Below are 22930 nucleotides of genomic sequence, written 5' to 3'. Positions count from 1 at the left end.
AGGGGTCTTATGGTTATCTTGAAAATTATATTTATGTTTTTCTTTTTAGTAAGCTTGAATGATTTAAATGCTAGTTTAAATCATAGAGACAAAGATATATCAGAGATTCTTTTTATTGAGGCTAAAGATTTTGATGGTACTCAAAGGGGACTTGATATGCTTTATGGTTCTCTTGAATTTAATTTAAGAAACTCAGATTCTCTTTATGAACTTTCATTGAGAAATGATATTTCTCTGCTGGATAAAATTTATTTGTTGGATTCGGCAATAAATATTAATAATTTTACGTTTGTAGAGCCTAGGGATTTGTATTATCAATATTTTTCATTGATTCTAAGTCAAAGTGAGGATATTGGTAAAAACAGGGAAATTATTACTATTTATGATAAATTGTATGGGGATCTGCAAAGTGATAAAGACTTGATTTACATGAGGCTTGAAGCTTCCAGTAAACTTGGGGATTTTAAGGGAAGTTTTAGTAAAGTGTTAGCCGACTCTTTTGCTATGTATAGTGATGATTTGAGGTTTTTTAAATGGTTTTTAAAAGAAGATAAATTTTTTCCAAGTCTTTTTGGTAAACTTAAATTAAAAGAAGATTCTTTTTTTAGTAGTGATAATATTGATTTTATTTTTAAAAATACATCATTAAATGAGGCTAATTCTGTTGCTTTATTTACTTTTTTAAAAAATAAGAGCGAAAATTTAAACGGTCTTCAGAGTACGTATTTGCTTAAATATAGACTTTTGACACCTGATGAAGCTTATATGTTTTTTAAAAAAGCACCTCCAAAAATAATAGGTGAATATAAAATGTTTTATGATCTCTTAAGAGATCCTAGTATACGAGGTGAGTTTTTAAATCATTATAAGCATTTGACCGGTATGTATTTTGTGGATGATAAGAATAGTGCCGCAGTATTTGAAAATGGAGTTTTGGTAAGTTTTTTTTCAAAAATAATGGACTATCCTATGGATTTAAACTTAGATGAAAATTATTTTAATAAAGTTTATTTCAAAGATAAGGTCCCTGTTCGTTATGAAAATACTTTGCTTGGTTATAAGGTTAATTATTCTGTTTATCCTTATGTCAATATGATTGAGGTTGATTATTCAGATAAGAAGCATGTATATACTTTTGCTTTAGATTCTTTTCGGTATGAAGTTTTTGATAATTATTTTAATTACAACTTTGATTATGTAGGTATTAATGAATTTTTAATAGCTAATGTTCCAGAAATTTTTCTTCCCAGTATGTTAAGTTTGAATCCAAAACGAGTTTCTGTTTTAGATATTCAAAAAAATTTAATAGAGAAAAAAATTTTTAGTAATTCTGATATTATTGAAGTGAAAAATTACTCTTCTGGTAATTTGGTTTCAGTTTATAGAAAAATTAATGGGTCTGAGAAATTCAATTATATTGAAATTTATGATAAAGGAGTTTTGAAAGTTAAGAAAGTTATTTTAGATGATAGTTTTGATGTCTATCATAATATTAATTAACTTTTGAGAGTTATTGATGCATAGAAAAATTTTTATTATTTTTATGTTATTTTTTTCATGCAGCACAATAAAAGACATAGATGACAAACAAATTTATTATATACCATCTAAAAGCATAAATAAACATATTGAAGATAATAATTTTGAGATTGCTCTTTCAAGTTATTATAATCTAAGAAATAATGGTTTTGAAATGGATCAAGTTATTCTAGGCTTAAGAGATAAAGCTTTAACCGGAATTCAAAATGAATATCTTAAATTTTGTAAGGAAGGGAATTATGAAAAAGCACTCTTTAAGCTTGAAACTTTAAATTTGTTTGGTATGATGCTTGCAGAGAGTAGAGAGCAATTAATTTTGAAGCATCTTGAGAGTGTGAAACACAAGGATCCAATGCTTGCGAGTTTATTTGCAAAATATTATTCATTGTATAATACTTTTGATTCTTTGCAAAATTTTGTTATTAATGAAAAAACTCCTCTGAGAAATGTTTTGCTTAATACGGCTGTTTTAACAGTTTGGGTAGATATGGGTACTAAAATTTTAAATGGTCATAGGCTTCCAAATATTGCCTTAGGCTCTGCTTTTGTTGTTGATAGTCTTAAAGGATATGCTTTGACCAATTATCATGTGATTAGTTCTCAAGTTGATAATAATTATAATGGGATTTCCAATCTTTATGTAAGACTTCCAAGAGGTAAGGGTGAAAAACTTCCCGCAACGGTCATTTCTTATTCAAAGGAAATGGATCTTGCTTTAATTAAGGTATCTTTTAAATTAGATCATCAATTTAATTTGAATTATTCTTCGAATATTAATATTGGAGATAGAATTTATGCCATGGGTTCTCCTATGGGATTTGAAAAAACTATTACATCAGGAATAATTTCTGGACAGAATAGAAATTTATTATCTGTTGGTGATTCTTATCAAATTGATGCTGCCATTAATCAGGGAAATTCTGGTGGACCTGTGGTGAATGAAAGTGGCGAGTTAGTTGGACTTACATTTGCTGGAATTTTATATTCACAAGGTCTTAATTTTGTTATACCTTCAAAATGGGTTTTAAAGGTTTTGCCATTTATGTATGAAGGTGGAATTTTAAGAAATAAGTGGTTGGGATTTACTTTTTCTGAAAGTTTGAAAGATTTAGAGATATCATATGTAGCTCCTAATTCTCCTGCAGATATTGGTGGGTTAAGGAGTGGGGATTCTATTCTTAGTGTTAATTCTTTGAAATTTGATAGTTTAAGAGATCTTCAGTACTATATTTTGCAAAAAAAATCTATGGTTAAAATTAAATATAGAAGAGATAATAAAGAGTATGAGAGTTATTTGTATCCACAAGACCGGCCGGACGATATTATTGAGAGTATTATAGAGAGTGATTCTTTTAAGAATTTGATGGGAGCTTTTTTGGGTTTAAATTTGAGTTTGGTTTCTGGAAAGGAGTATAGAGTTGCTAAGGTTTTTTCAAATGGTCTTGGTGATGAACTTAATTTTAGGGATAATGATGAAATTTTTGTTTATGCTTCTAATTATCTTAAGGATAAGAGAGTGTTTGTTTTATTGCTTTATGTTAAAAGACTGTTTTCAGGATATTTAGGAGCTCCTTTGCAACTTATTATTCCTTTTGATTCACTTGTATTTGTATAAAAGAGCTTTTAACGTGTTTGGAGTTGATTTTTATGAGCTTTTATTTGAATTTAGTTAGTGGAGATACTAAATCCAAACTTGATGATATTGTATCTATTAGTCATTTTGATTTTAAAGATAATTTAAATTTAATGCTTATAATTGGTCCTATGGGTAGTGGTAAGACAGAATATGCTGCTAAAATTTATAAGGATTCTCTTATTATCAAGAATAAATCTTCTAAAGTGTTAGATTCCATTACCAAAGGACGTAGAAACAGAGCCAATATATTTTTTATTAGAAATATTCTTGATAAGAAAAGGTTTAAAGGTTATCCTAAAAATGTTATTCCTTATAGAGGAGGTGGAAGTGATAGGATTGAGGGAGTTGATTTTGCAGGTAATTCTTTTGATGTAGGTCAATTAATAGACGATAATCCTGAATATGGAACCTTTATTATTGATGAAACTTGTTTTTACGATGAACGTTTGGTTTTTATTTTAAATAAAATCGCATTAGATTCGAATGTATTATTTATACTTCCTACTTTACTTTATAATTTTAGGAAAGAGATATTTAATAATACTGCTAAACTTTTAATAGAATATTCAGATAAGATTTGTCGTCTTGGTGCTTATTGTGAGCATGTTAATTGTATGGATGAATCTTTTTTGACATACAGATATTATTTTTACAAAGGAGAGGAAATAGCTGCACCTTATTTTGATCCTTTGTTAATTGTTGGTGGTGATGAGATTGTTGAGTCTGCTATTTATCCAAATTATGCTACAAGATGTTCTAGTCATCATTATCTTGTTGGTAGGGAGTATTTTTTTACCATTCTTAAACCTTTTGCATTGTTGTATATGCAAGGTGATAAAAAATTGCTTGAGAAAGAAATAATGGATTTGAGCAGTAATGTGAAGAATTCAAATTTTGAAAATTCTCTTTTGATTGAATCTAGGGGAAGATGTGATATTGCAGTTTTAGAAAATTTGTTAGGATTGCCTTTTTTAGCAGAAAGAGCTTTAATTACACTGTCATTGGAATGTAATATTCTTAGTAAGGGAGATCTTAAAGAGCTTATTGATAAGTTTTCTCTTAGTAAGGATTATATTCAAAAAGTAATTGTTTCAAGAGAGTATCAATGGATTTTTTAGAGAAATATTAATAATAATTTAGTCTTTTTTGAAAGAATTTCTTTGTTTGTTCAATACGTGTTAATTCTCTTGCGATTATATCATAGTAGTTAAGTTCTTTAGTTTCAATTCTATGATATTCATCTTCCCAGTTTGTTATTCCATCGCTTTGCATTTTAGTAAATTTATATTTTTGCAATTGTTTGTGGTACTTTAAAGCTTCTGTGTAGTATTTGGCGGCTATTTTATAAAAATTTGTAGACTTATTTAAGTTTTCAAGAATCCCCTTCTTTTTTGGGGTTTTATAAAAATATGTATGTCTTGTGTCAAATAAATCTCCTAAATACAGATGTTGCTTAACAAGAAGTAAATTTACATGCATTTTAAAGAGAAGCTTATATTTATCCCATTCTTCTCTTGTTTCTATTTTTGATAAAGAATAGTTTGGATTTCCAAATGGATATTTTAATGCATTTTGTAAAAAAAATATATTTCTTTTATAGTTATTGGGATTTTTTTTCATTTGTTCGTTGAAAATGACATACCATTGTTCAGCATAGAAAAATTTTGATGATGCATTTATATTGGTTATGAGTAGAATTGAAAATATTATTAGACATAATATAAAAAATTTTTTATGGAACATGTTCTGTATCCTTGTCCTTGTTTTAATTATATTAAAATTTTATTAAATCAAAAATTTTCCTTGTACTTGTTTCTAAGTCTTCTTCATTTGAGTTTTCAATGTATACAATATCAATTAGGTCGTCAAAAATTTTGAGCATTTCTGTATATCTAGAGTTGATTTCTTTGAATTTTGCTGCTTCAAACTCAAAGAGATCAGCTTGTATTCTGTTTTCTTGAATTCGTTTGTATGCAATACTGGGATCCGTTTTTATGAAGAAAAGTTTTTCAGGTAGTGGGAAGTCTTTGTTTATTTTATATCCCAATTCTCCTTGATATGCTATAGATGAGAATAAATATCTGTCGGTTATTACTTTTGTTTTACCTTTATTTAATATTTCTATTATTCCATTCTTTGTGTTGTATAAATGTTCATATCTGTCTGCTACATACAAGTATGCTAGTGACACCTTTCTTAAGGGATTTTTAAAATTAGTTAGTTGCTGTCTTATGAATTCTCCAATGACCCCTTGTGATGGTTCTTTTGTAAAGTAATACTTCAGTTTGTTATTACAGAGTTTTTGTAGTTTTTGAATTATACTTGTTTTTCCACTTCCATCGATTCCTTCTATGCAATAGAAGTTTTTTAGGATCTTATTCACAAAAATTGTCCCCTTAAATGGTTTGAGTAATTAGATACTTACTTAAGTATTATATAATATATATACATATATATATGAATTTGTTTTTTATAAGAAATAAGATTGCTCTATCTTTTATTTTTTCAATGATAGTCTTTGTATCAATTCTTGTTATCTTTATTTTATTTATTCAAGCCCAAGTTTATTCTGCTAAATTTTTTATTATGAGTTACCTTGAATCGAAAACAGGCTTTAAAATCAAGTATGATAAAATTGCCCCTTGTTTTTTATCTTCAATAAAAATAGATAATCTGGAGTTGAGCTTAAATGATAAAGATACAATATTGATGAATACTGTTAAAGTCAATTTGGATTTGTTTAAACTGTTATTAGGAGATAAAAACATTATTTTGGATGTTTTTGTAAGGGGAAGTACTTTGAATTTTGATTTAAATGATTTTAAATTTCTTAACCCTCAGAGTTCACATTCTCATACATTAAAATTAGATGATGATAGTACTAGTCATGCAATATTTGGTAAAATGTTTAATTTATTTGATAGTCTTCATGTGCATTTAGAAGATATTAATATGAATTTTAGACTAATTTCTGATAAGTTTCTTAAATTTCAGATTAAGAGTTTTGCATTAAAGACTATTGATGATGATTTTTTATTTAGTTTTATTGTTGATTTTAGTTCTATTGCAGTTTTAAATCCTGATGTTAGTCATGAAAATATTCTTGATTCGACTTTTTATTTTGAAGGTAAGTTTAAAAAAGAGCTTGAAGATGGATATATTAACTTTAGTTTTTTAAAATTACATACAAGTTATTTTGATTTGCTTGAGCAAGGCTTTCAAATAAATTATTCTAAGGGAAATATTGAGATTTTTAATATTCTCAGAGAGAATTTGGATTTTAATTTAAGATATGATTTTAATAAAAAATTTTTAAGATTAGATGTTTTGTTCTTTGATGTAAATCTTGTAAATTGGATAAGCTTTAATAAAAATTTGAGTAATTATAAAAATTACCTTGATACAAATTTAAATGGTCAACTAGCATTTTCTTATGATTTTAAAGACAAAGATTTACGGTATGCATTTTTATTAAATTCATCTTCAAATGCTAATATGGTAAATAAGGAGATTCAGGGATTAAAAGTTCAAATTAAAGGGAATGAATTAGTTGTAGATGTTCAAAATGCTTTTGTAAAACTTAAGAGAGGATTTATTGGTTATAAGGGCTATTATTCTTTAAAAGATTTAGTGCCAATAGGAAGGCTTGATTTTAGGTCTGCAAAGATTTTTAATTTTAAGGATATTAATGGGCATTTAAATTTTAGTAAAATAAATCAAAAATTTTGCGTAAGATCTGATGATTTTAGGATTGGCAGGCTTAAAATTCGAGATTTGAATATGAAAACGAGTTTTGCTCAGGATCATATCTATGTTAATTATTTATTAAGTTTTGCTAACAATAATTCTAAAATTTCATTAAAGGGTGATTTTAATAAGGAAAATTTTAATCTTAATTTAGATATTAAAGAGTTTCCTATGCTTTTTTTGAAGGATGTTCTTCCAGCAACTTTTATTACTAAAGTTATTCCAGAATATTTTTTGTCGGGTAAGTATTTAAATTTGACTTCAGATTTTGATTTAAATACCGTTGATTATACTAAAAGTAAGTTGAATAGTCTTAATTTTGTTGTCTTATCAAAATTAGATGATTTTAATTTAATGTTTGATGCAAGTGGAGAGAAGAATATTTATAAGGTAAATTACTTTAATTATGGTAATGGGGATTATAATGTAAATTCTAATTTTTTGATACAGTTGTTTGATGATAGTTTTAAGATAAATACTGAGTTTAATTATTTGAATAGAAATTATCCTTTGTATTTTGAGTTGAATTTTAAAGATAGGTATGCCAACTTAAAATTGTCACCTAAGTCGCAAGTCAGTTTAACTTATTCTGATTCATCTATAGTTTATTTTTTTGATATTAATGATTTTTGTCTTTATAATGGAGATTCTGAAATTTTGTTTAATGTTGATTCTTTAGGAAATTACCAAAGAATGAATGATGATTTAAATGTCAAAATTACTAAGTTTAAGTTAGATAAGATTGCTGGTAATCCTGCTTATAATTTTAATTTTAGCTTTGAAGGTTTATATAAAGATAAACAAGTTAGTCTTTCAAATATTAGATTTATAAATGGGGTTTCAAATTTACAAGGGCAAGGACATTTTAATTTAAATGATAAACTTAGTGGTAATTTGAATTTGTTTTCGCATGTGAATTCAGAGCGTTATTTTTTTGGTGTTGATTCTAATGAAGATGGCAGTTATTTTGTTGGTAGATTCCAGGGATTCAATTTCAGTAATTTAAAATTCTTTTCTGTCTTAAATGGAAATATTAATGGTAACTTTATACTTAGTTTTAAAGATAGTGATTTATTTAATTATTCTCTTAGTGCTTATCTTGAAACAAATGACTTGTTTTTAGTAGGTGTTCCTACATATTGCTCTTTGAATTTGGGATTGGTTGATAATAATCTTAATATTTATAATATAAATGCGAGTCAGAATAAAAGAAAAATTCTAACAGGTAATTTTAGATATGATATTAAGAATTCTATTGGAATTTCTAATTTGAATGTTAATGGCAAGCTTTTTTCTTCAAGGGTAAATGCAAGCTTTCAAAAATTTGAAAATAAAGCAGAAGAAGAATTTGGTATTTTAAAGAGTGAAACTGATGGAGAGATTGCTTTAAGAGATTTGAGATATAAAGATAAAGATCTTTCTGATCTTACAATTGAATTTAAAAATAACTCTGAAAGATTTATCATGTCATCAATTGAATATGATCTTATTAGTTGTTTATATGAATATAATTATGGTAATTTTGATATTAGGTTAAATGATTATTTGCCTTTTAGTTTTGTTGCATCAGGTAACATTTCTGGGAATAAAATTACTGGTAATATTCAAGACATTAAATTTGATTCAAAGTTAATTACAAAAGATTTATTGGGTTCAAAAACTTTTTTTAATATTAAAGAGCATTTTGTTCTGCATGATCTTAATGTGATTGGAATGTTGGATGTTGATGGTGATTTATATAATCCAAATCTTAATGGAGAGTTTGAAGTAGTACATGGTTTAATAAGTAGTGAATATTTAAAAATGTCTAGACAATATGGAAAGAGTAGAATTTTAGAATTAATTAATGTACCAGTTATTGTTAAAGATAATAATGTGATTATTGAGAACAAATTTAATTTAGACTATTATTCTGATGTCAATGTCGCTGCACATTTGAATCTGAACTTTTTAAGTGATAGTATTGTTGATTATTATAAGATAGATATTGGTGTTTCTGGTAGTTCTGGAGTACCTATTAAATTTGATAAAGTAACTATAAATTTTGTTGGACATGCTTCAGGTGATTTTTTTATTGAAGGTAATTCTGAAGAGATTATGTTTAGAGGGGATCTAAATGTTTCAAATGCTTGGATTTATTTACTTGAAAATTCGATTGTCGATCTATTAATAGATCCTTATAAGAGATCAAAAAAAGTTAGAGCATTTGATGTTAGCTCTAAGGGGTTAGATGTTGTTACAGATCTTAAAATTAATTTTGATAGTAATGTTGCTTTTCATTGGCCAGATAATAAAATTTCCTTCTTGAATGCTATTATTGCAAGAGGGAATACGCTTGAGGTTAAATCTGATACTAAAACGGATGATTTTATCCTTAAGGGAGATTTAAATGTTGCAAGTGGTTCTTTCAATTATCATAATAAACAATTTGTTTTCAGGGGAGGGGCATATATATCTTTTAATGAAAATAAGAACAAATTTGATCCGTGGGTAAAGGCAGAGGCTACAAATATGATTAAAGATGGTAATGAAAATTTGTTAATAACAATGAGCATAGATGGTCCTTTGAGTTTGTGGAATTTTAGTTTTTCATCTTATCCTGTGCGAACTGAGCAAGAGATCAAATATCTTTTATCAAGTGCAATAATTGGGGGTGAACATGGACTACAATCAGCAGGAACAAATACAGCTGAGATGGCACTTGGGTTAGCTAGTGATATTCTTGTTGATCTGATAGTACAACCTATTGAAGATTATATACGTTCTGTATTAAAATTAGACCTATTGAGTATAAAAACAGATATATTAAGGAACGCTATTGGTATCTTGGGTAGTACAACAACTTTTGCAGGTGTTCTTGATAAAACAAATGTTAAAGTGGGTAAATATATTATTGATGGTGTTTTTGCTAAGGCGGGATTTGGATTTTTAAAAGAAGAAGTAACACCATTATCTCAGAATTTAAATTTTAGTATTAATTTTGGTCTTGAACTTGATTCACCGTTTTTCTTTGTTGATTATATTTTTGATTATAATTTTATGAAACATGGTCACGGAATAGGAAATCAAATATCTATTTTTTGGAAATTTAAATACTGAGTTATGTGAGGGATGTGGGGTGCATTTATTTAGAATCTTTATTGTTGTGTTTTTGTTCTTTTTTGTATTTAATTTAGTGTATTCTCAAGAAAACTATAAGGGTAAGGTGATAAAAAGTATTGATTTTAATGGGCTTAAGAATATAAGAGAAAATGACTTTGGCTCTATTTTAAATGCTTATTTGGGACAAGCTTATTCTGATGAACTTTTTGATAGGTTGCAAGTTGACCTTTATGCTCTTGATTATTTTGAGGGACTTATTAAACCTGAGTTTAGAGTAGAAAATGATAAACTTGTCATTACATTTTTTGTGAAGGAGAAATCCTTAATAAATACTGTTATTTTTATTGATGATAGTGGAGTTTTTTGGAATAGTGAACTGCGTGATAAATCAGATGTTAAGGCAAAAGAGGCTTTAAATCTTGCAAAAATTAAAAAAAGTGTTCTTAAATTTGAAGAGATGTACAAAGATGCTGGATATCTTGATGTTACTGTTGAATTTGATATTAAAGAGAAAAATAGTTTAGTAGATATTGTGTTTAAAATTAATGCTGGTCCTAAGTATGTTGTTAAAGAGGTTTCTTTTGAGGGAAATTCGAACTTTAAGAGTCGTATTCTTAGAAAATATTTAGTATCAAAACCCGCATCTTTATTTTTTGATGGCAAGTATTTAAAATCAAATGTTGATAAAGATAAAATGAAACTTGAGTCTTATTATAAGAACAATGGATATATTAATGCAAAAGTTGTAGATAGTATTGTAGATATACGAATGCCCAGTGATTCTAAAAAATTGGAAAGAGAAGTTTTCTTAAAATATTTTATTTCAGAGGGTAATGTTTTTAAATTTGGTAAATTTGAAATTACTGGTAATTTAGTTTTTAAATTAGAAGAATTGCAATCCTTGATTACTTTTAAGGAAGGAGATGTTTTTGATGATTCAAGATTTGAGCAAGATTTTGCAAAAATTAGGGAAAAATATTATTCTGATGGTTATATCTTTACAGAGATTGTTCCTTCTCGGACGATAAGGGATGAATTTGTAGATTATTCTATTAAGATATTAGAGAAAGAGAAAGCACATATTGAATCTATTACTGTCTCAGGTAATAAAAAAACAGCTTCACATGTAATCCTTAGAGAAATTCCGCTCATTGAGGGTGATATTTTTAATTTGGAAAATCTTCGGATGGGAATGCTTAATTTACAAAGACTTGGTTATTTTGGAAATGTTATACCCGATGTTGTTCCAAGTAATATTGAGGGTTTAATGAAGATAAATTTTGCTGTTGAAGAGCGAGAGACAGCAAGTTTTAGATTTGGTATGAATTTTGGTGGGGTGAGTAATTCTTGGCTTCCATTTTCAGTTTTTGGACAGTGGGAGCAATCTAATTTTTTAGGTAAAGGGTATTCTCTTTCTGCAAGGCTTAATCTTGCTTTTTCAGAGCAAAGTTTTAGGTTGATGTTTGAAGATAATTGGTTTATGCAGACTAGATGGACTATTGGAGGATTTTTTGATTTTTCACATTCTATAAATACAGCGTATCAGGATATTAATGGACCTATATTTACAGACAAAAAAGAAGTTCCAGATCCTTTTGTAAGTTGGGAAGCATATAATAATTCTAAGAATTTTTCGGATTTTAATGTTATGAATTATTCTTTAGTTAAATTTAGTATTAATGGGTTTACTGGTTATACTTTTTCTAATTATCTTGGAAAGCAATCAATTGTTGGAACTGCACAAACGGCCTTGAAATATGTTTATTATGATGATAATGTTAACAGACCTTCAAATTATTATTTGAGGTCTAATTATAATACTATTAAATTTGAAAATTCTTTTGGTATTAGCGTTGCATGGGATACAAGAAATTCTCAGTCTTTATCTAATAATGGTTTTTTGCTTAAGCAGCAATTTGATCTTTTTGGTGGATTTTTGTTTGGGCAGAGTCATTTTTCAAAATCCACAACAACTTTTGAGAGATATTTCTCTCTTTTAGGCTATCAAGATGTTTTTACCCCATTTTTTGATTTAATTTTAACTTTGAGGAGTGTTTATTCAAATATTTTACCACCACTTGGGAATGGTTTTGAAATAGAAGTTCAACCACATCACCTTATAGTTATTAGTGAAAACTTTATGATTGCTAGAGGATGGGGAACTTTGAGTAATATTTATAGTTCCTTTGTAAATACTCTTCAGTTATCAATGCCTTTGATTAAGAATATTTTGGTTTGGGATGTTTTGTTTTTAGATATGGCTTCATATTCTCTAGAAGGGCAAGAAAATTCTTTGTTTGTTCCTTTTAGTAATTTTATTTTTAGTTGGGGTTTTGGAATTAGAAGTGTATTGCCTCAAATGCCTTTGTCTTTTGTAATAGCTTATCCATTTCATTTTAATAATGAAGGTGTTAATAGATATTATAATTATTTTGGAGGATTTAAATTTTTCTTAGCCATTGATATGAGATACTGATATAACTGATATAATTTAGTTAGCTTTTTGTAGGGAGGATTTTTATGACTGTTATAGTGTTTTTGTTTGCATGTTTTTTTCCATTAAATATTTTTTCAGTTAATGTTACAAAAGTGGGTATTGTAGATTTTGAGAAGGTTGTAATTGAATTTTTAAGTCCTCAATTAAAGTCTAATCTTGAGCAATTGAAAAATCATTATCAGGAAAAAATAGATATCTTGAATTCTGAGATTAAAGATTTGAGGAAAATATATGATGAATCTGTTAGTATTCATGATTTAGAGAGTGCTAAATTGTATGGTAATCAATATAACTTGAAGATTGATGAGCTTAAGAAACTTAAGAGCTTGGCTAAGAGTAATCTTGAACAACAGAAACAGATTAATATAAATAGTCTAAATAGTGATGGATTACTTTGGGGCAAAATACTTAATGGTATTCAATATATTGCAGAGACTAATGGTATTTCTTTGGTTATGAAAAAAGACAGTCCATATATTCTTTATTATAATAGTACAGTTGATATAACAGATAATATTATTAAGTATTTAAGTGAACAGTAGTATATTACTAAAATTACTTCTTAATTGTTATTTTCTTTTTTTAGTCTTTTAATTAGAGTACAAAATTCTTTTTTGTTGTCTCTATTGAGGCTTGAGAGTAAAATATGTGATTTTAACATTGATTTAAATATTGTATTTTTATGTGCACTGAAACAAAAATACTCTTTCATGTCATTTTTTTGTAATTTTTCTTCTCTATTTTCTATTTTTAATATCTTTTCAAGACCAAGAGATTGTAAATTTTTAAGTGCTTCTTTGCTAGAATTTATTATTTTAAAGGTTTTTTTGTATTCATTGCTCTTATTATCAATGTATATTAGTACTCCCATAAAAGTTGAATCTAAATATTTTGTTTCCGATAAATCTATGTATAATTTATTAATTTTATCGTTATTATTTATGAATATATTTTTGATAAATGTTTTAAAATTGACAGAATATAATGCAGTAAGTCTGTTAATTAATTTTATGAAAACAGAATCGTCTTTACACACATAAAAGACATTGCTTTGAGAAGTATCTTTTTCCATTGTTAATTCTTTTTGATAATTTTAAGTATATTGTAAAGTTTTAATAATATCAATTATAATTTTGGTATTGTTTATATGAAAAAAGATGTTACGCCGATGATGAGGCAATATTTAAATATTAAAGATAAACATAAAGACGCTATTCTGTTTTTCAGAGTAGGTAGTTTTTATGAAATGTTTTTTGATGATGCTCTTGAGGGAAGCAAGCTTTTAGGATTAACTTTGACTAAAAGAGAAAATGTTCCTATGTGTGGAGTACCTTGTCATGCAAGTAAAGAGTATGTAAAAAAATTGATTTTGCTTGATAAAAAGGTTGCAATTTGTGAGCAAGGATTGCAAACTGATCCTAAAGGGCCTTTAGAGAGAGAAGTTGTTGAAGTTATAAGTCCTGGGGTTGTGATTGATGAAGATTTTTTGCAAGATGATATTAATAATTATTTGATAGCTATTAGTGATTATAAAGATTATTATTCGTTTTCTTATATAGATTTGTCGACATCTAGACTTGGAATAATCTTTTATGAGGAAAATTTTTTAGAAAAGTTAAGACGGGATATTGAGAAATATTCTCCAAAAGAAATAATAGTTTCAGAGGGTTTTTATTATGAATATTTAGAAAAGCTTGCTCTTGATCGATTTTTAGTTAATAAAATTCCCTATTGGCATTTTGACAAAGAGATTGCCATGAAATCACTAAAAGAGCATTTTAATGTTCTTAGTTTGAGTGCTCTTGGGTTTAAAGAGGATGAGCCTTATTATATTTCATCTTTTTTAATAATAGATTATATAAAGAATAACTTGAAAAATTTATTAATCAATATTGACACAGTTCATATTAATAATGATTCTGAATATATGTTTCTTGATGATGTTACTCAAATAAACCTTGAACTTGTAAAAAACAATAATGATCTAACATCCCGCTATTCTCTTTATTCAGTATTAAATGATTGTAAAACTCCCATGGGAAAGAGACTTTTAAGAGAATATATATTAAATCCGCTTTTAGATATTGTTGCAATTAACAATAGATTGGCTCATGTAGAATTTTTTAACAATAATATTAATTTAAGTATAAAATTGAGAGATATTCTTAGTAATATTTGGGATATTGAGAGAATAATCTCAAGACTTCAAATGAAAAAATATGTTAAAAAAGATTTTTTATTGATTAAGGAATCTTTGACAGCATTTTTTTTAGCAAAGAGGCTCCTTAATGAACATTTTTTTAGTTATTGGATATTTGATGTTAATGATGAAAATAATATAAGAGAAATTTATTCTTTAATTGATTGCTCCATTTCAAAGGAGCCAGATGAGCTTATTCAACATGGGTATAATTTTGAGATTGATCGTTTAAGAGAGATGAAAAATAATGCAAGCAAGTATGTTGATGATTATCTTAATTTTGAGAGGGATTTTAGCAAAATTAGTAGCCTTAAAATTAGGAAAATTAATGTTCGAGGTTTGTTTTTTGAGGTTACAAAGAGTTATTATGGACAAATTCCATCTCATTTTGTAGAAAGTCAGACTTTAAATTCTGTTAAGAGATATAAAACTAACAAACTTATTGAACTTGAAAGGGATATTAATGATGCTGAGGATAATTTATTGGCTCTTGAGCAAGAAGTGTTTGATGACATAGCTTCAAAAATTGTTAAGCATAGTGTGGTTATTAAAAAAATTGCTAAATTTTTTGCGTATGTTGATGTAGTCTCTAATTTTGCATATTTGGCTAAAAAAAATGGATATGTAAGACCCTCTCTAACTAGCAATAAAGAAATTATTCTTGAGTGTTCCAGACATCCTGTTGTTGAGCATTATATGAAGGGAGTGGAGGCTTTTACTAAAAATTCCGTAAAGATTGATAATGATAAGTATTTTTGTTTAATTACTGGTCCTAATATGGCAGGCAAATCGACTTATTTACGTCAGACTGCTTTAGTTGTTTTAATGGGACATATTGGTTCTTTTGTGCCTGCTGATCAGGCCATCATAGGAATTACAGATAAAATTTTTTGTCGAATCGGGGCAAGTGATAATATTTCCAAAGGTGAGTCTACGTTTTTAGTAGAGATGAATGAAACGGCTAATATTTTAAGAAATGCAACTCAGAATAGCTTGATAATTATGGATGAAGTTGGTAGGGGTACTAGTACTAATGATGGACTTGCTATTGCGTATTCAATTGTTGAATATATTTTAGAGCATATCCAAGCTAGAAGTTTATTTGCAACCCATTTTCATGAGCTTTCAGCTATTAAGCATGATTCTTTTTTTAATCTTTCAATGAAAATTGAAAGACAAGGTGATGAACTTATTTTTTTAAGAGAGGTTGAAGAAAAACCTTCTCTTAATTCTTATGGGATTTATGTTGCTCGCATAGCAGGAATACCTTTAAAAGTTATTAAGAGGGCTAATGTTATTCTTAAAAGTTTGACTAGTCGAGAACATTTGTATGTGCCTGAATTTTTTACTTCAGCCTCTGTTATTAATGATGGTGAAGAAGTAATGAGAGAGGATTTAAGTTATGAAGTAGAACTTAATGATTACTTAGAACTTAAAAATTTTATTTCTAAAATAGATGTCAATAATATTACTCCTTTTCAAGCAATGAATTTACTAAGTGAAATAATTTTAAAGACTAAGACATAGGGGCATATAAGTGTGGAATTGGGGTGTTTTAAAAAGTATATTTCTTCCCTTTTGTTCTTGTTGTCATAAAAATTATGTTTACTTAAATGCTCTTTGCAAGGATTGTATTGAGTTTTTTCGTTTCGATGTTAAGCTGAGAGATGATGTTTGGTATTTTTTTGACTATAAAAATGAATATAAGAACTTGGTTCTTACTTACAAGAGAGATGGACAGAGATTGCTTGGTCGGTTTTTTGCAAATGGGATTTTACATTTTTTGATGAGTATTGATTTTGACTTTGTTGTTAGTATTCCTTGTAGTTTTAAGAGAAAAATTTTTTATGGTTTTGATCACATGGAATATATTGGAAATTTGTTAAGTAATAGTGAAATAAATTATATCAATGTTTTTAAGCGAGGATTAGGCAAGAGTCAAAAGCTATTGCGTGGAGATTTAAGGCATAGTAATTTGGAGAATAAAGTTAAATTAAAGTTGAGGTATAAAAATATTAAGTTTAATAGGGTTGTACTTATTGATGATATTGTGACAACAGGAGCATCTATGACTTTTTGTAAAGATATTCTTATAAGACATGGGGCTTTAAGTGTGATAAAGCTGTCAATTGCTAGAGTTTAGTTGATTATTGTTTTCTTGACATTTATTGTCGTTAATGTTATTCTTAGGTTGTATTGATTATTTTATTTAATAAGGTTCTTTTGAAAAGAGCCTTATTCTTTTTAGGAATATGATTGGTTAAAATTATTGATAATAGTGAAGTTTATAATTTAATAAAGAATATAACAGATCAATTAGGAATTGAAATTATAGAAATTAACACTTTCAAGAAAAGAGATGAAGGGAGAATTCAAATAGTTCTTTATAAGGGTGATGATTTTGGAGTTGATACTCTTTGTGATTTACATAAAATGATTTTATTAAGTTTAGAAGTGGTTCTTAAATATAATTTTAGTTTAGAAATCTCTACACCTGGGATAAATAGGAAAATTAAGAGTGATAGAGAGTTTAAAATTTTTGAGGGCAGGAAGATTAAGTTAATGTTAGGTAATGATTTTGAAGAAGGTCTTATCTTAAAAGCAGAGGCAGACGGTTTTATTTTTAAAACAGATACTAAGGAGATAAGAATTCTTTATAGTGATGTTAAGAAGGCTAAATTATCGTGAAGGAGTCTTGGATATGATAAAGGGCACTGGTCAAATGATTGCCAATATTGCTAATGAGCGAGGAATGAGCATAGATGCTATTCGAAAGACGGTTAGGGAATCTCTAATGATAGCTTATAAGAAGTATTTTGGAACGAGTGAGAATGCTTTAATTAAGTTTGATGAGAATACTGGGGATTTGATAATTTATTCTAAAAAAAGGATTGTAGAGGAAGTTCAAGACGATATACTTGAGATATTGAAAGACGATGCTCAAGAATGTGAAGTAATGGAAGATGGATATGCATATATTGAGATTGATCCAAAGATTTTTGATAGACTTTCAATTCAAGTTGCTAAGCAGAGAACTAAGAGCGATTTGCAGGGAATCGAAGATAATGAACTTTATTTAGAATTTAAACACAAATTGCATAAAATTGTTATTGGGTATGTTCAGCAAAATAGAAATGGAGATCTTTATGTGAATCTTGGGAGTACAGATGGTGTTATTCCTAAGAAATATCAATCCCCAAGGGAAGTTTATGGGCTTAATGATAAAGTGCGAGTTCTTGTTTACAGTGTAAAGAAGGGAAAAAATGGAATAGAGGTAGTCTTATCAAGGACTCATCCTAAATTTATTGAAGAACTTCTTACTCTTGAGATTCCTGAGATTGAGGAAGGTCTTATTAAGATTCATAAGATAGTAAGAGATCCAGGTTATAGAACTAAGATTGCTGTTTATTCTGAGAAAGAAGAGATTGATCCTGTAGGTCCTTGTATTGGGCAAAAAGGTGTTAGGATTCAATCAATAATTAAGGAACTTGAAGGTGAGAAAATAGATATTATTCCTTATTCTAAGGATATTAAAGAATTTATTAGAGATGCCTTAACCCCTGCTAAAATAGATAATGTATATATTGTTGATGAGGATTTGCATAAAGCTTTGGTGGTTGTTAGCGATGAACAGCTCTCGCTTGCAATAGGTAAAATGGGACAGAATGTTAGACTTGCAAATAGACTGCTTGATTGGGCAATTGATGTTAAAACTAGTAATCAATTTGCGGAAATGAAAGCAAGTGGAGAGTTTAAACAAGATACTTTTGAAATGTTTGATAAAATTATTCAAGATAATGTTCCGGAAGATGAATTTGAGGAAATAAACAAAATTAGTGAGCTTAAAGTTCTTGATAATGATATTGTTGATAAATTGGTTGAAGCAGGTTTTGATGATATTGATAGTTTTTTGGATGTTAGTGAGGAAAAGCTTTTTGAGTTGGGCATAGGTTATGAAAAGCAAGAAGAAATAAATAAGATACTAAAGGAAGGGATGGTAATAATTTCTAATGATGATAGATCTATTGAAGACATGAAAGATGAAGAAGAGTTGCTTTGTCCTGAGTGTGGGGCTGTTATTAATGAAAATATGACTTTTTGTCCAGGTTGTAAGATAGGGCTTAGCTTTGAATTTGAAGAGGAGTAATAGTTTGTCAGAAAGTATTGATGATGATCGCAGTGAAGATGAAAAAAAAATTAAAGTTGTTAAATTACGAAAGAAAGTAGTAAAGGTTGTAGCCCATACTGATAAAATTTTAAATAAATCCAAAGATAATTTTGTGGACCTCTCAAATTCAAGAGGAAATCAGGATTCTAATAGAGGATATTCTTATGGCAGTAAAGACAGGGGAGTTAGGGCTTCTTCTTTAAATGTAGATAAAGATAATACTAGTGGTCAGCAGCAAGGTAATAGGGGCTATTTCAATAGGAACAATGTTCATAATAGAGATAATAGAGGATATTCTTATGGTAGTAAAGACAGGGGGGGAGCTCGGACTTCTTCTTTAAATGTAGATAAGGATAATACTAGTGGCCAGCAACAAGGTAATAGGGGCTATTTCAATAGGAACAATGTTCATAATAGAGATAATAGAGGATATTCTTATGGTAGTAAAGACAGGGGGGGAGCTCGGACTTCTTTTTTAAATGTAGATAAGGATAATACTAGTAGTCAGCAACAAGGTAATAGAGGATATTTCAATAGAGTTAATACTCATAGTAGTAGTGGTTCTCAGACATTTAGACGAGTAATAAGAACTAAGGTTATCTCTAGTGTTGCAATTTCACCTTCTGATTCTGATAATAAGGGTCTTAATAGGAAACTTGGTGAGAAGAAGAAGCAGCAACAAGAAAGTCAAAAAGGTTACAAGAGGAAAAAGGAAGAAATTGAGAGCAAAACAATAGAACAAAAAGTGTTTGAGCAGCTTCAAAAAAAGAAGAAAGAAAATCTAGCAAATCCAATTCCTAAGTCGATTGATATTATGGGAACTATTACTGTTGCTGAACTTGCAAGGAAAATGAATTTAAAATCCTCAGATTTAATTGCTAAGTTGATGACTTTAGGTGTAATGGCAACTATTAATGAGAAAATTGATTCTGATACCGCTACTATTTTGGTTGAAGAATATGGCTCTAAAGTTAATGTTGTGTCAATCTATGATGAAACAGTTATCGAAGCAGAAGAAGATGATGAGAGTAAGAGGGTTGCAAAACCCCCTATTATTACAATAATGGGACATGTTGATCATGGAAAAACTAAGCTTCTATCAGTGTTGCAAAATATTGATATAAATCAAACAGAATTTGGAGGAATTACACAACATATTGGTGCTTATACTATTAATTATAATGATCATGAAATAACATTTTTAGATACTCCAGGACATGAAGCTTTTACGATGATGAGGAGTCGAGGGGCACAGGTTACAGATATTGTTGTGCTTGTTGTTTCTGCTGTAGATGGAGTAATGCCGCAGACTGTTGAGGCTATTAATCATGCAAAGGACGCAAAAGTACCCATTATTGTTGCTATCAATAAGATTGATTTGCCAGATTCAAATTTGGATAGAATTAAACATCAGCTTTCAGAGTATGATTTAGTTCCTGAAGATTGGGGTGGAAATACAATTTTTGTTGCAATTTCGGCTCTTAAAAATATTGGTATTACAGAACTTCTTGATATGATTATTCTGCAATCTGAAGTAATGTCATTGAAGGCAAACCCAACTAAAAGGGCTATTGGTAGAGTACTTGATGCTAGAGTTGACTTAGGTAGAGGAGTAGTTTGTTCTGTGATAATTGAGGATGGAACTCTTTCTATAGGAGATTCTTTTGTTGGAGGAGTCTATCATGGTAAAGTGAGAGCATTAATTAATGAGAGAGGAGTAGCTGTTAAGAGCGTTGGTCCTGCAAAAGCTGTTAATGTTTTGGGTTTCTCCTCAATTCCTCAGGCTGGTGATCCATTCCAGGTTACAAAAACAGAAAAAGAATCCAAATTAATTAGTTCTAAAAGACAAGATCTTAAAAAATATGAAGATGCTAAAAATGTAAAAAAAGTTACTGTGTCAAATCTTTATGATTCAATTAAGGATGGGGCACTTAAGGAACTTAAGATAATTTTAAAAGCGGATGTGCAGGGTTCTGTTGAGGCTTTAAAGCATTCTCTTGAAAAATTAACTAATAATGAGATTAGAGTAAGAGTTATCCATTCATCAGTAGGAGCAATAACTGAGACTGATATTAGTTTTGCATCAGCAAGTGAAGCCATTATAATTGGTTTTCACGTACGCCCTGCAGCAAAAGCACAATTGTTAGCCGATCAAGAAAAAGTTGAAATTAGAAAATATAATATAATTTATGATGCAATTAATGATATTAAATCAGTTCTTGAAGGCATGTTAGAACCAGACATTGAACAAAAATTTATTGGATTTGCTGAAGTCCGTGCTGTTTTTAATATTTCTAAGATAGGGGTAGTGGCTGGATGTTATGTTTCACAAGGATGCATAAAACGGGATGCCGTAACTAATGTTATGAGAGAAGGATTCCAGGTGCATTCTGGTAAAATTTCTTCATTAAGGCGAGCTAAGGAAGATGTTAAAGAAGTTAATGCACAATATGAATGTGGAATTATGATTGATAATTATTTTGATATTAGGGAAGGAGATATAATTGAGGCATTTGAGATTAAAAAAGTGAAGAGACGCTTTGAATCTTAAGCATCTGATTTATTGTTTTTATGTATGGAAAAAGAGATAAGAAAGTCAAAACTTGAGAGTTTATTAGTTCAAGAGATTAGTAATTTAATAGTATCAAAAGGAATTAAAGATCCTAGGGTTCATGAATTTTTAACTGTTGTGAGAGTTGAAATTTCAAACGATTTGATAAATGCCAAGGTATTTATTGGTTCTATTAAAGAAGGTGCATCGCTTGATAATGCTATTAAAGCATTAAATAATGCTAAGGGATTTGTTCAAAGAGAAATTGTTAAACGTATTAGAGTTAGAAATACTCCAAAATTGAATTTTTTAAGAGATGATACTATTTCTAAGGCTTTTTATGTTAATAAGATAATTGAAAATTTAAGTTTTAGTGAAAAACAATAAAATTAAATGAATGGGATTATTTTATTAAATAAAAAAATTGGAATAACGTCTTGTAATACCCTCTATCCTTTAAAGGGATATTTTTCTACAAGTCGAGTTGGACATACAGGTACTCTTGATAAGTTTGCAAGTGGTCTGTTGGTTGTTTTAGTTGGTAAGTACACTAAACTTTCAAATTATATTATATCTTTAGATAAAGAATATATATCAGAGTTTGAGTTTGGAATTGAAACTGATACTCTTGATCCTAATGGTAGAGTAGTAAATACTACAAATTATATTCCAAGTTTAGAGAAATTAACCCTTGGCATTAAGTCTTTATTAGGTGAGATTTATCAAATTCCACCTAAGTTTTCTTCAGTGCATGTTAAAGGAAAAAGAGCTTATAAGTTAGCTCTTAGTGGAGAGTCTTTCAATCTTAAGTCTAGGAAAGTCAATATATATGATATTCAGATCTTAAATTATAATGTTGATTCTCGTATTTTGAAGCTACGAATAAAATGCTCTAAGGGAACTTATGTTAGAGGTATAGCAAGAGATTTGGCATTGTCTTTGGGGTCATGTGCTTATGTTAAGAGCCTTGAGAGAATTAAGATTGGGGATTTTAGATTAGATAGTGCTTGTTTTTGCGAAGATTTCACTAGCAATTCTTTAATGAGTTTAGAATCTTTAGGGCTTTTTGAAAAATTTTATGTTGATAATAGTATGATTAAGCTTGTCAAGAATGGTGTTTATATCAATGTTATGATTAGTGTTGGTGAATTTAAGATTTTGAAGTCTAGCAATGAAGAGATATTAGCAGTAGTTTATGGCGTTGGTTTGAATAAATATAAGTATGTTATTATTTTTTGATAGTTGATTTTCGGGAAATAATTAGTAGTATAAGTCTTTTTAAGAATAAGACCATTAGTTTTTATTGTAATACTTTTTACAAATAACATTAAAATAGAAAATTTTTTAAAGAGAGGGTTGATTATGCTGAAATTACGATTGAGAATTAGCTTAATTGATTTGATTGGTATTTTATGCAACTTGTTAAAAAAGTCTTCGGTTTGTTTTTGTTATTTGAATAAAAAAATATTATAATTTACTTTGAAGATTTA

At 28.4% G+C, this 22930-nt stretch carries 16 protein-coding genes; 13 read left to right on the top strand and 3 right to left on the bottom strand.

The genetic code is table 11. From position 1 onward, the window contains the following. Positions 1-9 precede the first annotated feature (9 nt). From R5397_RS00355 to R5397_RS00345, 3 genes are read left to right on the top strand one after another with little or no spacing between them, the layout of a single operon-like run. Positions 10-1500: a hypothetical protein gene (locus tag R5397_RS00355; RefSeq protein WP_421622506.1), complete on the top strand. Its 1491-nt coding sequence runs from the start codon at positions 10-12 to the stop codon at positions 1498-1500. A 16-nt stretch (positions 1501-1516) separates the two neighbouring features. After that, positions 1517-3154, top strand: a complete 1638-nt coding sequence (locus R5397_RS00350) for a S1C family serine protease (protein ID WP_421622505.1) — start codon at positions 1517-1519, stop codon at positions 3152-3154. A gap of 32 nt (positions 3155-3186) precedes the next feature. Beyond that, positions 3187-4293: a thymidine kinase gene (locus R5397_RS00345; protein ID WP_421622504.1), complete on the top strand. Its 1107-nt coding sequence runs from the start codon at positions 3187-3189 to the stop codon at positions 4291-4293. Between the two features lie 7 nt (positions 4294-4300). Here R5397_RS00345 and R5397_RS00340 read toward each other — a convergent pair whose 3' ends face one another. Together R5397_RS00340 and tmk are read right to left on the bottom strand one after the other, a co-directional pair. Further along, positions 4301-4918 (bottom strand): hypothetical protein, encoded by a 618-nt coding sequence (locus tag R5397_RS00340; RefSeq protein WP_421622503.1) that lies wholly within the window; start codon positions 4916-4918, stop codon positions 4301-4303. Positions 4919-4949: 31 nt separating this feature from the next. Beyond that, positions 4950-5558, bottom strand: coding sequence for a dTMP kinase (gene tmk / locus R5397_RS00335; protein ID WP_421622502.1), 609 nt, complete (start codon positions 5556-5558; stop codon positions 4950-4952). Between the two features lie 74 nt (positions 5559-5632). Here tmk and R5397_RS00330 point away from each other — a divergent pair, with 74 nt between their 5' ends. The 3 genes from R5397_RS00330 to R5397_RS00320 are packed head-to-tail and all read left to right on the top strand — an operon-like array spanning position 5633 to position 13063. Next, on the top strand, positions 5633-10021 hold the full coding sequence (locus R5397_RS00330) for a translocation/assembly module TamB domain-containing protein (protein WP_421622501.1): 4389 nt from the start codon (positions 5633-5635) through the stop codon (positions 10019-10021). 19 nt (positions 10022-10040) lie between these two features. Beyond that, a complete protein-coding gene (gene bamA, locus R5397_RS00325) occupies positions 10041-12500 on the top strand; it encodes an outer membrane protein assembly factor BamA (RefSeq protein WP_421622500.1) in 2460 nt (819 codons plus the stop codon). Between the two features lie 44 nt (positions 12501-12544). Next, complete coding sequence (locus tag R5397_RS00320; RefSeq protein WP_247066074.1) at positions 12545-13063, top strand: OmpH family outer membrane protein; 519 nt, start codon at positions 12545-12547, stop codon at positions 13061-13063. Positions 13064-13083: 20 nt separating this feature from the next. Here the strand turns inward: R5397_RS00320 and R5397_RS00315 are convergent, their stop codons facing one another. Continuing rightward, positions 13084-13593 (bottom strand): STAS domain-containing protein, encoded by a 510-nt coding sequence (locus R5397_RS00315; RefSeq protein ID WP_247066076.1) that lies wholly within the window; start codon positions 13591-13593, stop codon positions 13084-13086. A 75-nt stretch (positions 13594-13668) separates the two neighbouring features. On the opposite strand from R5397_RS00315, the gene mutS reads away from it, so the two are divergent. The 7 genes from mutS to truB all read left to right on the top strand — a co-directional run bounded on the left by mutS (position 13669) and on the right by truB (position 22679). Continuing rightward, entirely contained in the window at positions 13669-16248 is a 2580-nt protein-coding gene (mutS, locus tag R5397_RS00310) for a DNA mismatch repair protein MutS (protein WP_421622499.1), read from the top strand. 10 nt (positions 16249-16258) lie between these two features. Continuing rightward, the gene (locus tag R5397_RS00305) at positions 16259-16864 is read left to right on the top strand and encodes an amidophosphoribosyltransferase (RefSeq protein ID WP_421622498.1); all 606 of its coding nucleotides are present in this window, start codon (positions 16259-16261) and stop codon (positions 16862-16864) included. A 113-nt stretch (positions 16865-16977) separates the two neighbouring features. Continuing rightward, the gene (gene rimP / locus R5397_RS00300) at positions 16978-17409 is read left to right on the top strand and encodes a ribosome maturation factor RimP (protein WP_421622497.1); all 432 of its coding nucleotides are present in this window, start codon (positions 16978-16980) and stop codon (positions 17407-17409) included. 13 nt (positions 17410-17422) lie between these two features. Beyond that, a complete protein-coding gene (gene nusA / locus R5397_RS00295) occupies positions 17423-18868 on the top strand; it encodes a transcription termination factor NusA (protein ID WP_421622496.1) in 1446 nt (481 codons plus the stop codon). Then, positions 18849-21440, top strand: a complete 2592-nt coding sequence (gene infB / locus R5397_RS00290) for a translation initiation factor IF-2 (protein ID WP_421622495.1) — start codon at positions 18849-18851, stop codon at positions 21438-21440. The genes nusA and infB overlap by 20 nt, the downstream gene beginning before the upstream one ends. Positions 21441-21464: 24 nt before the next feature. Further along, positions 21465-21827: a 30S ribosome-binding factor RbfA gene (rbfA, locus tag R5397_RS00285; RefSeq protein ID WP_421622494.1), complete on the top strand. Its 363-nt coding sequence runs from the start codon at positions 21465-21467 to the stop codon at positions 21825-21827. A 6-nt stretch (positions 21828-21833) separates the two neighbouring features. Continuing rightward, positions 21834-22679 (top strand): tRNA pseudouridine(55) synthase TruB, encoded by an 846-nt coding sequence (gene truB, locus R5397_RS00280; protein ID WP_421622493.1) that lies wholly within the window; start codon positions 21834-21836, stop codon positions 22677-22679. The last annotated feature ends 251 nt before the right edge of the window (positions 22680-22930 follow it).

Origin of the sequence: Borrelia sp. MN22-0132, from assembly GCF_049201035.1 — a bacterium.
Classification (GTDB): Bacteria; Spirochaetota; Spirochaetia; order Borreliales; family Borreliaceae; genus Borrelia; species Borrelia puertoricensis.
Note: the sequence above shows the minus strand (reverse complement) of the source record. Positions and strands in the feature narration are given on the sequence as shown.

Bases quoted from the DNA above. Each gene is read 5' to 3' on its own strand.
- R5397_RS00355 (WP_421622506.1), top strand. From the start codon at position 10: ATGGTTATCTTGAAAATTATATTTATGTTTTTCTTTTTAGTAAGCTTG.
- R5397_RS00350 (WP_421622505.1), top strand. From the start codon at position 1,517: ATGCATAGAAAAATTTTTATTATTTTTATGTTATTTTTTTCATGCAGC.
- R5397_RS00345 (WP_421622504.1), top strand. From the start codon at position 3,187: ATGAGCTTTTATTTGAATTTAGTTAGTGGAGATACTAAATCCAAACTT.
- R5397_RS00340 (WP_421622503.1), bottom strand. From the start codon at position 4,918: ATGTTCCATAAAAAATTTTTTATATTATGTCTAATAATATTTTCAATT.
- R5397_RS00330 (WP_421622501.1), top strand. From the start codon at position 5,633: ATGAATTTGTTTTTTATAAGAAATAAGATTGCTCTATCTTTTATTTTT.
- R5397_RS00320 (WP_247066074.1), top strand. From the start codon at position 12,545: ATGACTGTTATAGTGTTTTTGTTTGCATGTTTTTTTCCATTAAATATT.
- R5397_RS00315 (WP_247066076.1), bottom strand. From the start codon at position 13,593: ATGGAAAAAGATACTTCTCAAAGCAATGTCTTTTATGTGTGTAAAGAC.
- mutS (WP_421622499.1), top strand. From the start codon at position 13,669: ATGAAAAAAGATGTTACGCCGATGATGAGGCAATATTTAAATATTAAA.
- nusA (WP_421622496.1), top strand. From the start codon at position 17,423: ATGATAAAGGGCACTGGTCAAATGATTGCCAATATTGCTAATGAGCGA.
- rbfA (WP_421622494.1), top strand. From the start codon at position 21,465: ATGGAAAAAGAGATAAGAAAGTCAAAACTTGAGAGTTTATTAGTTCAA.
- truB (WP_421622493.1), top strand. From the start codon at position 21,834: ATGAATGGGATTATTTTATTAAATAAAAAAATTGGAATAACGTCTTGT.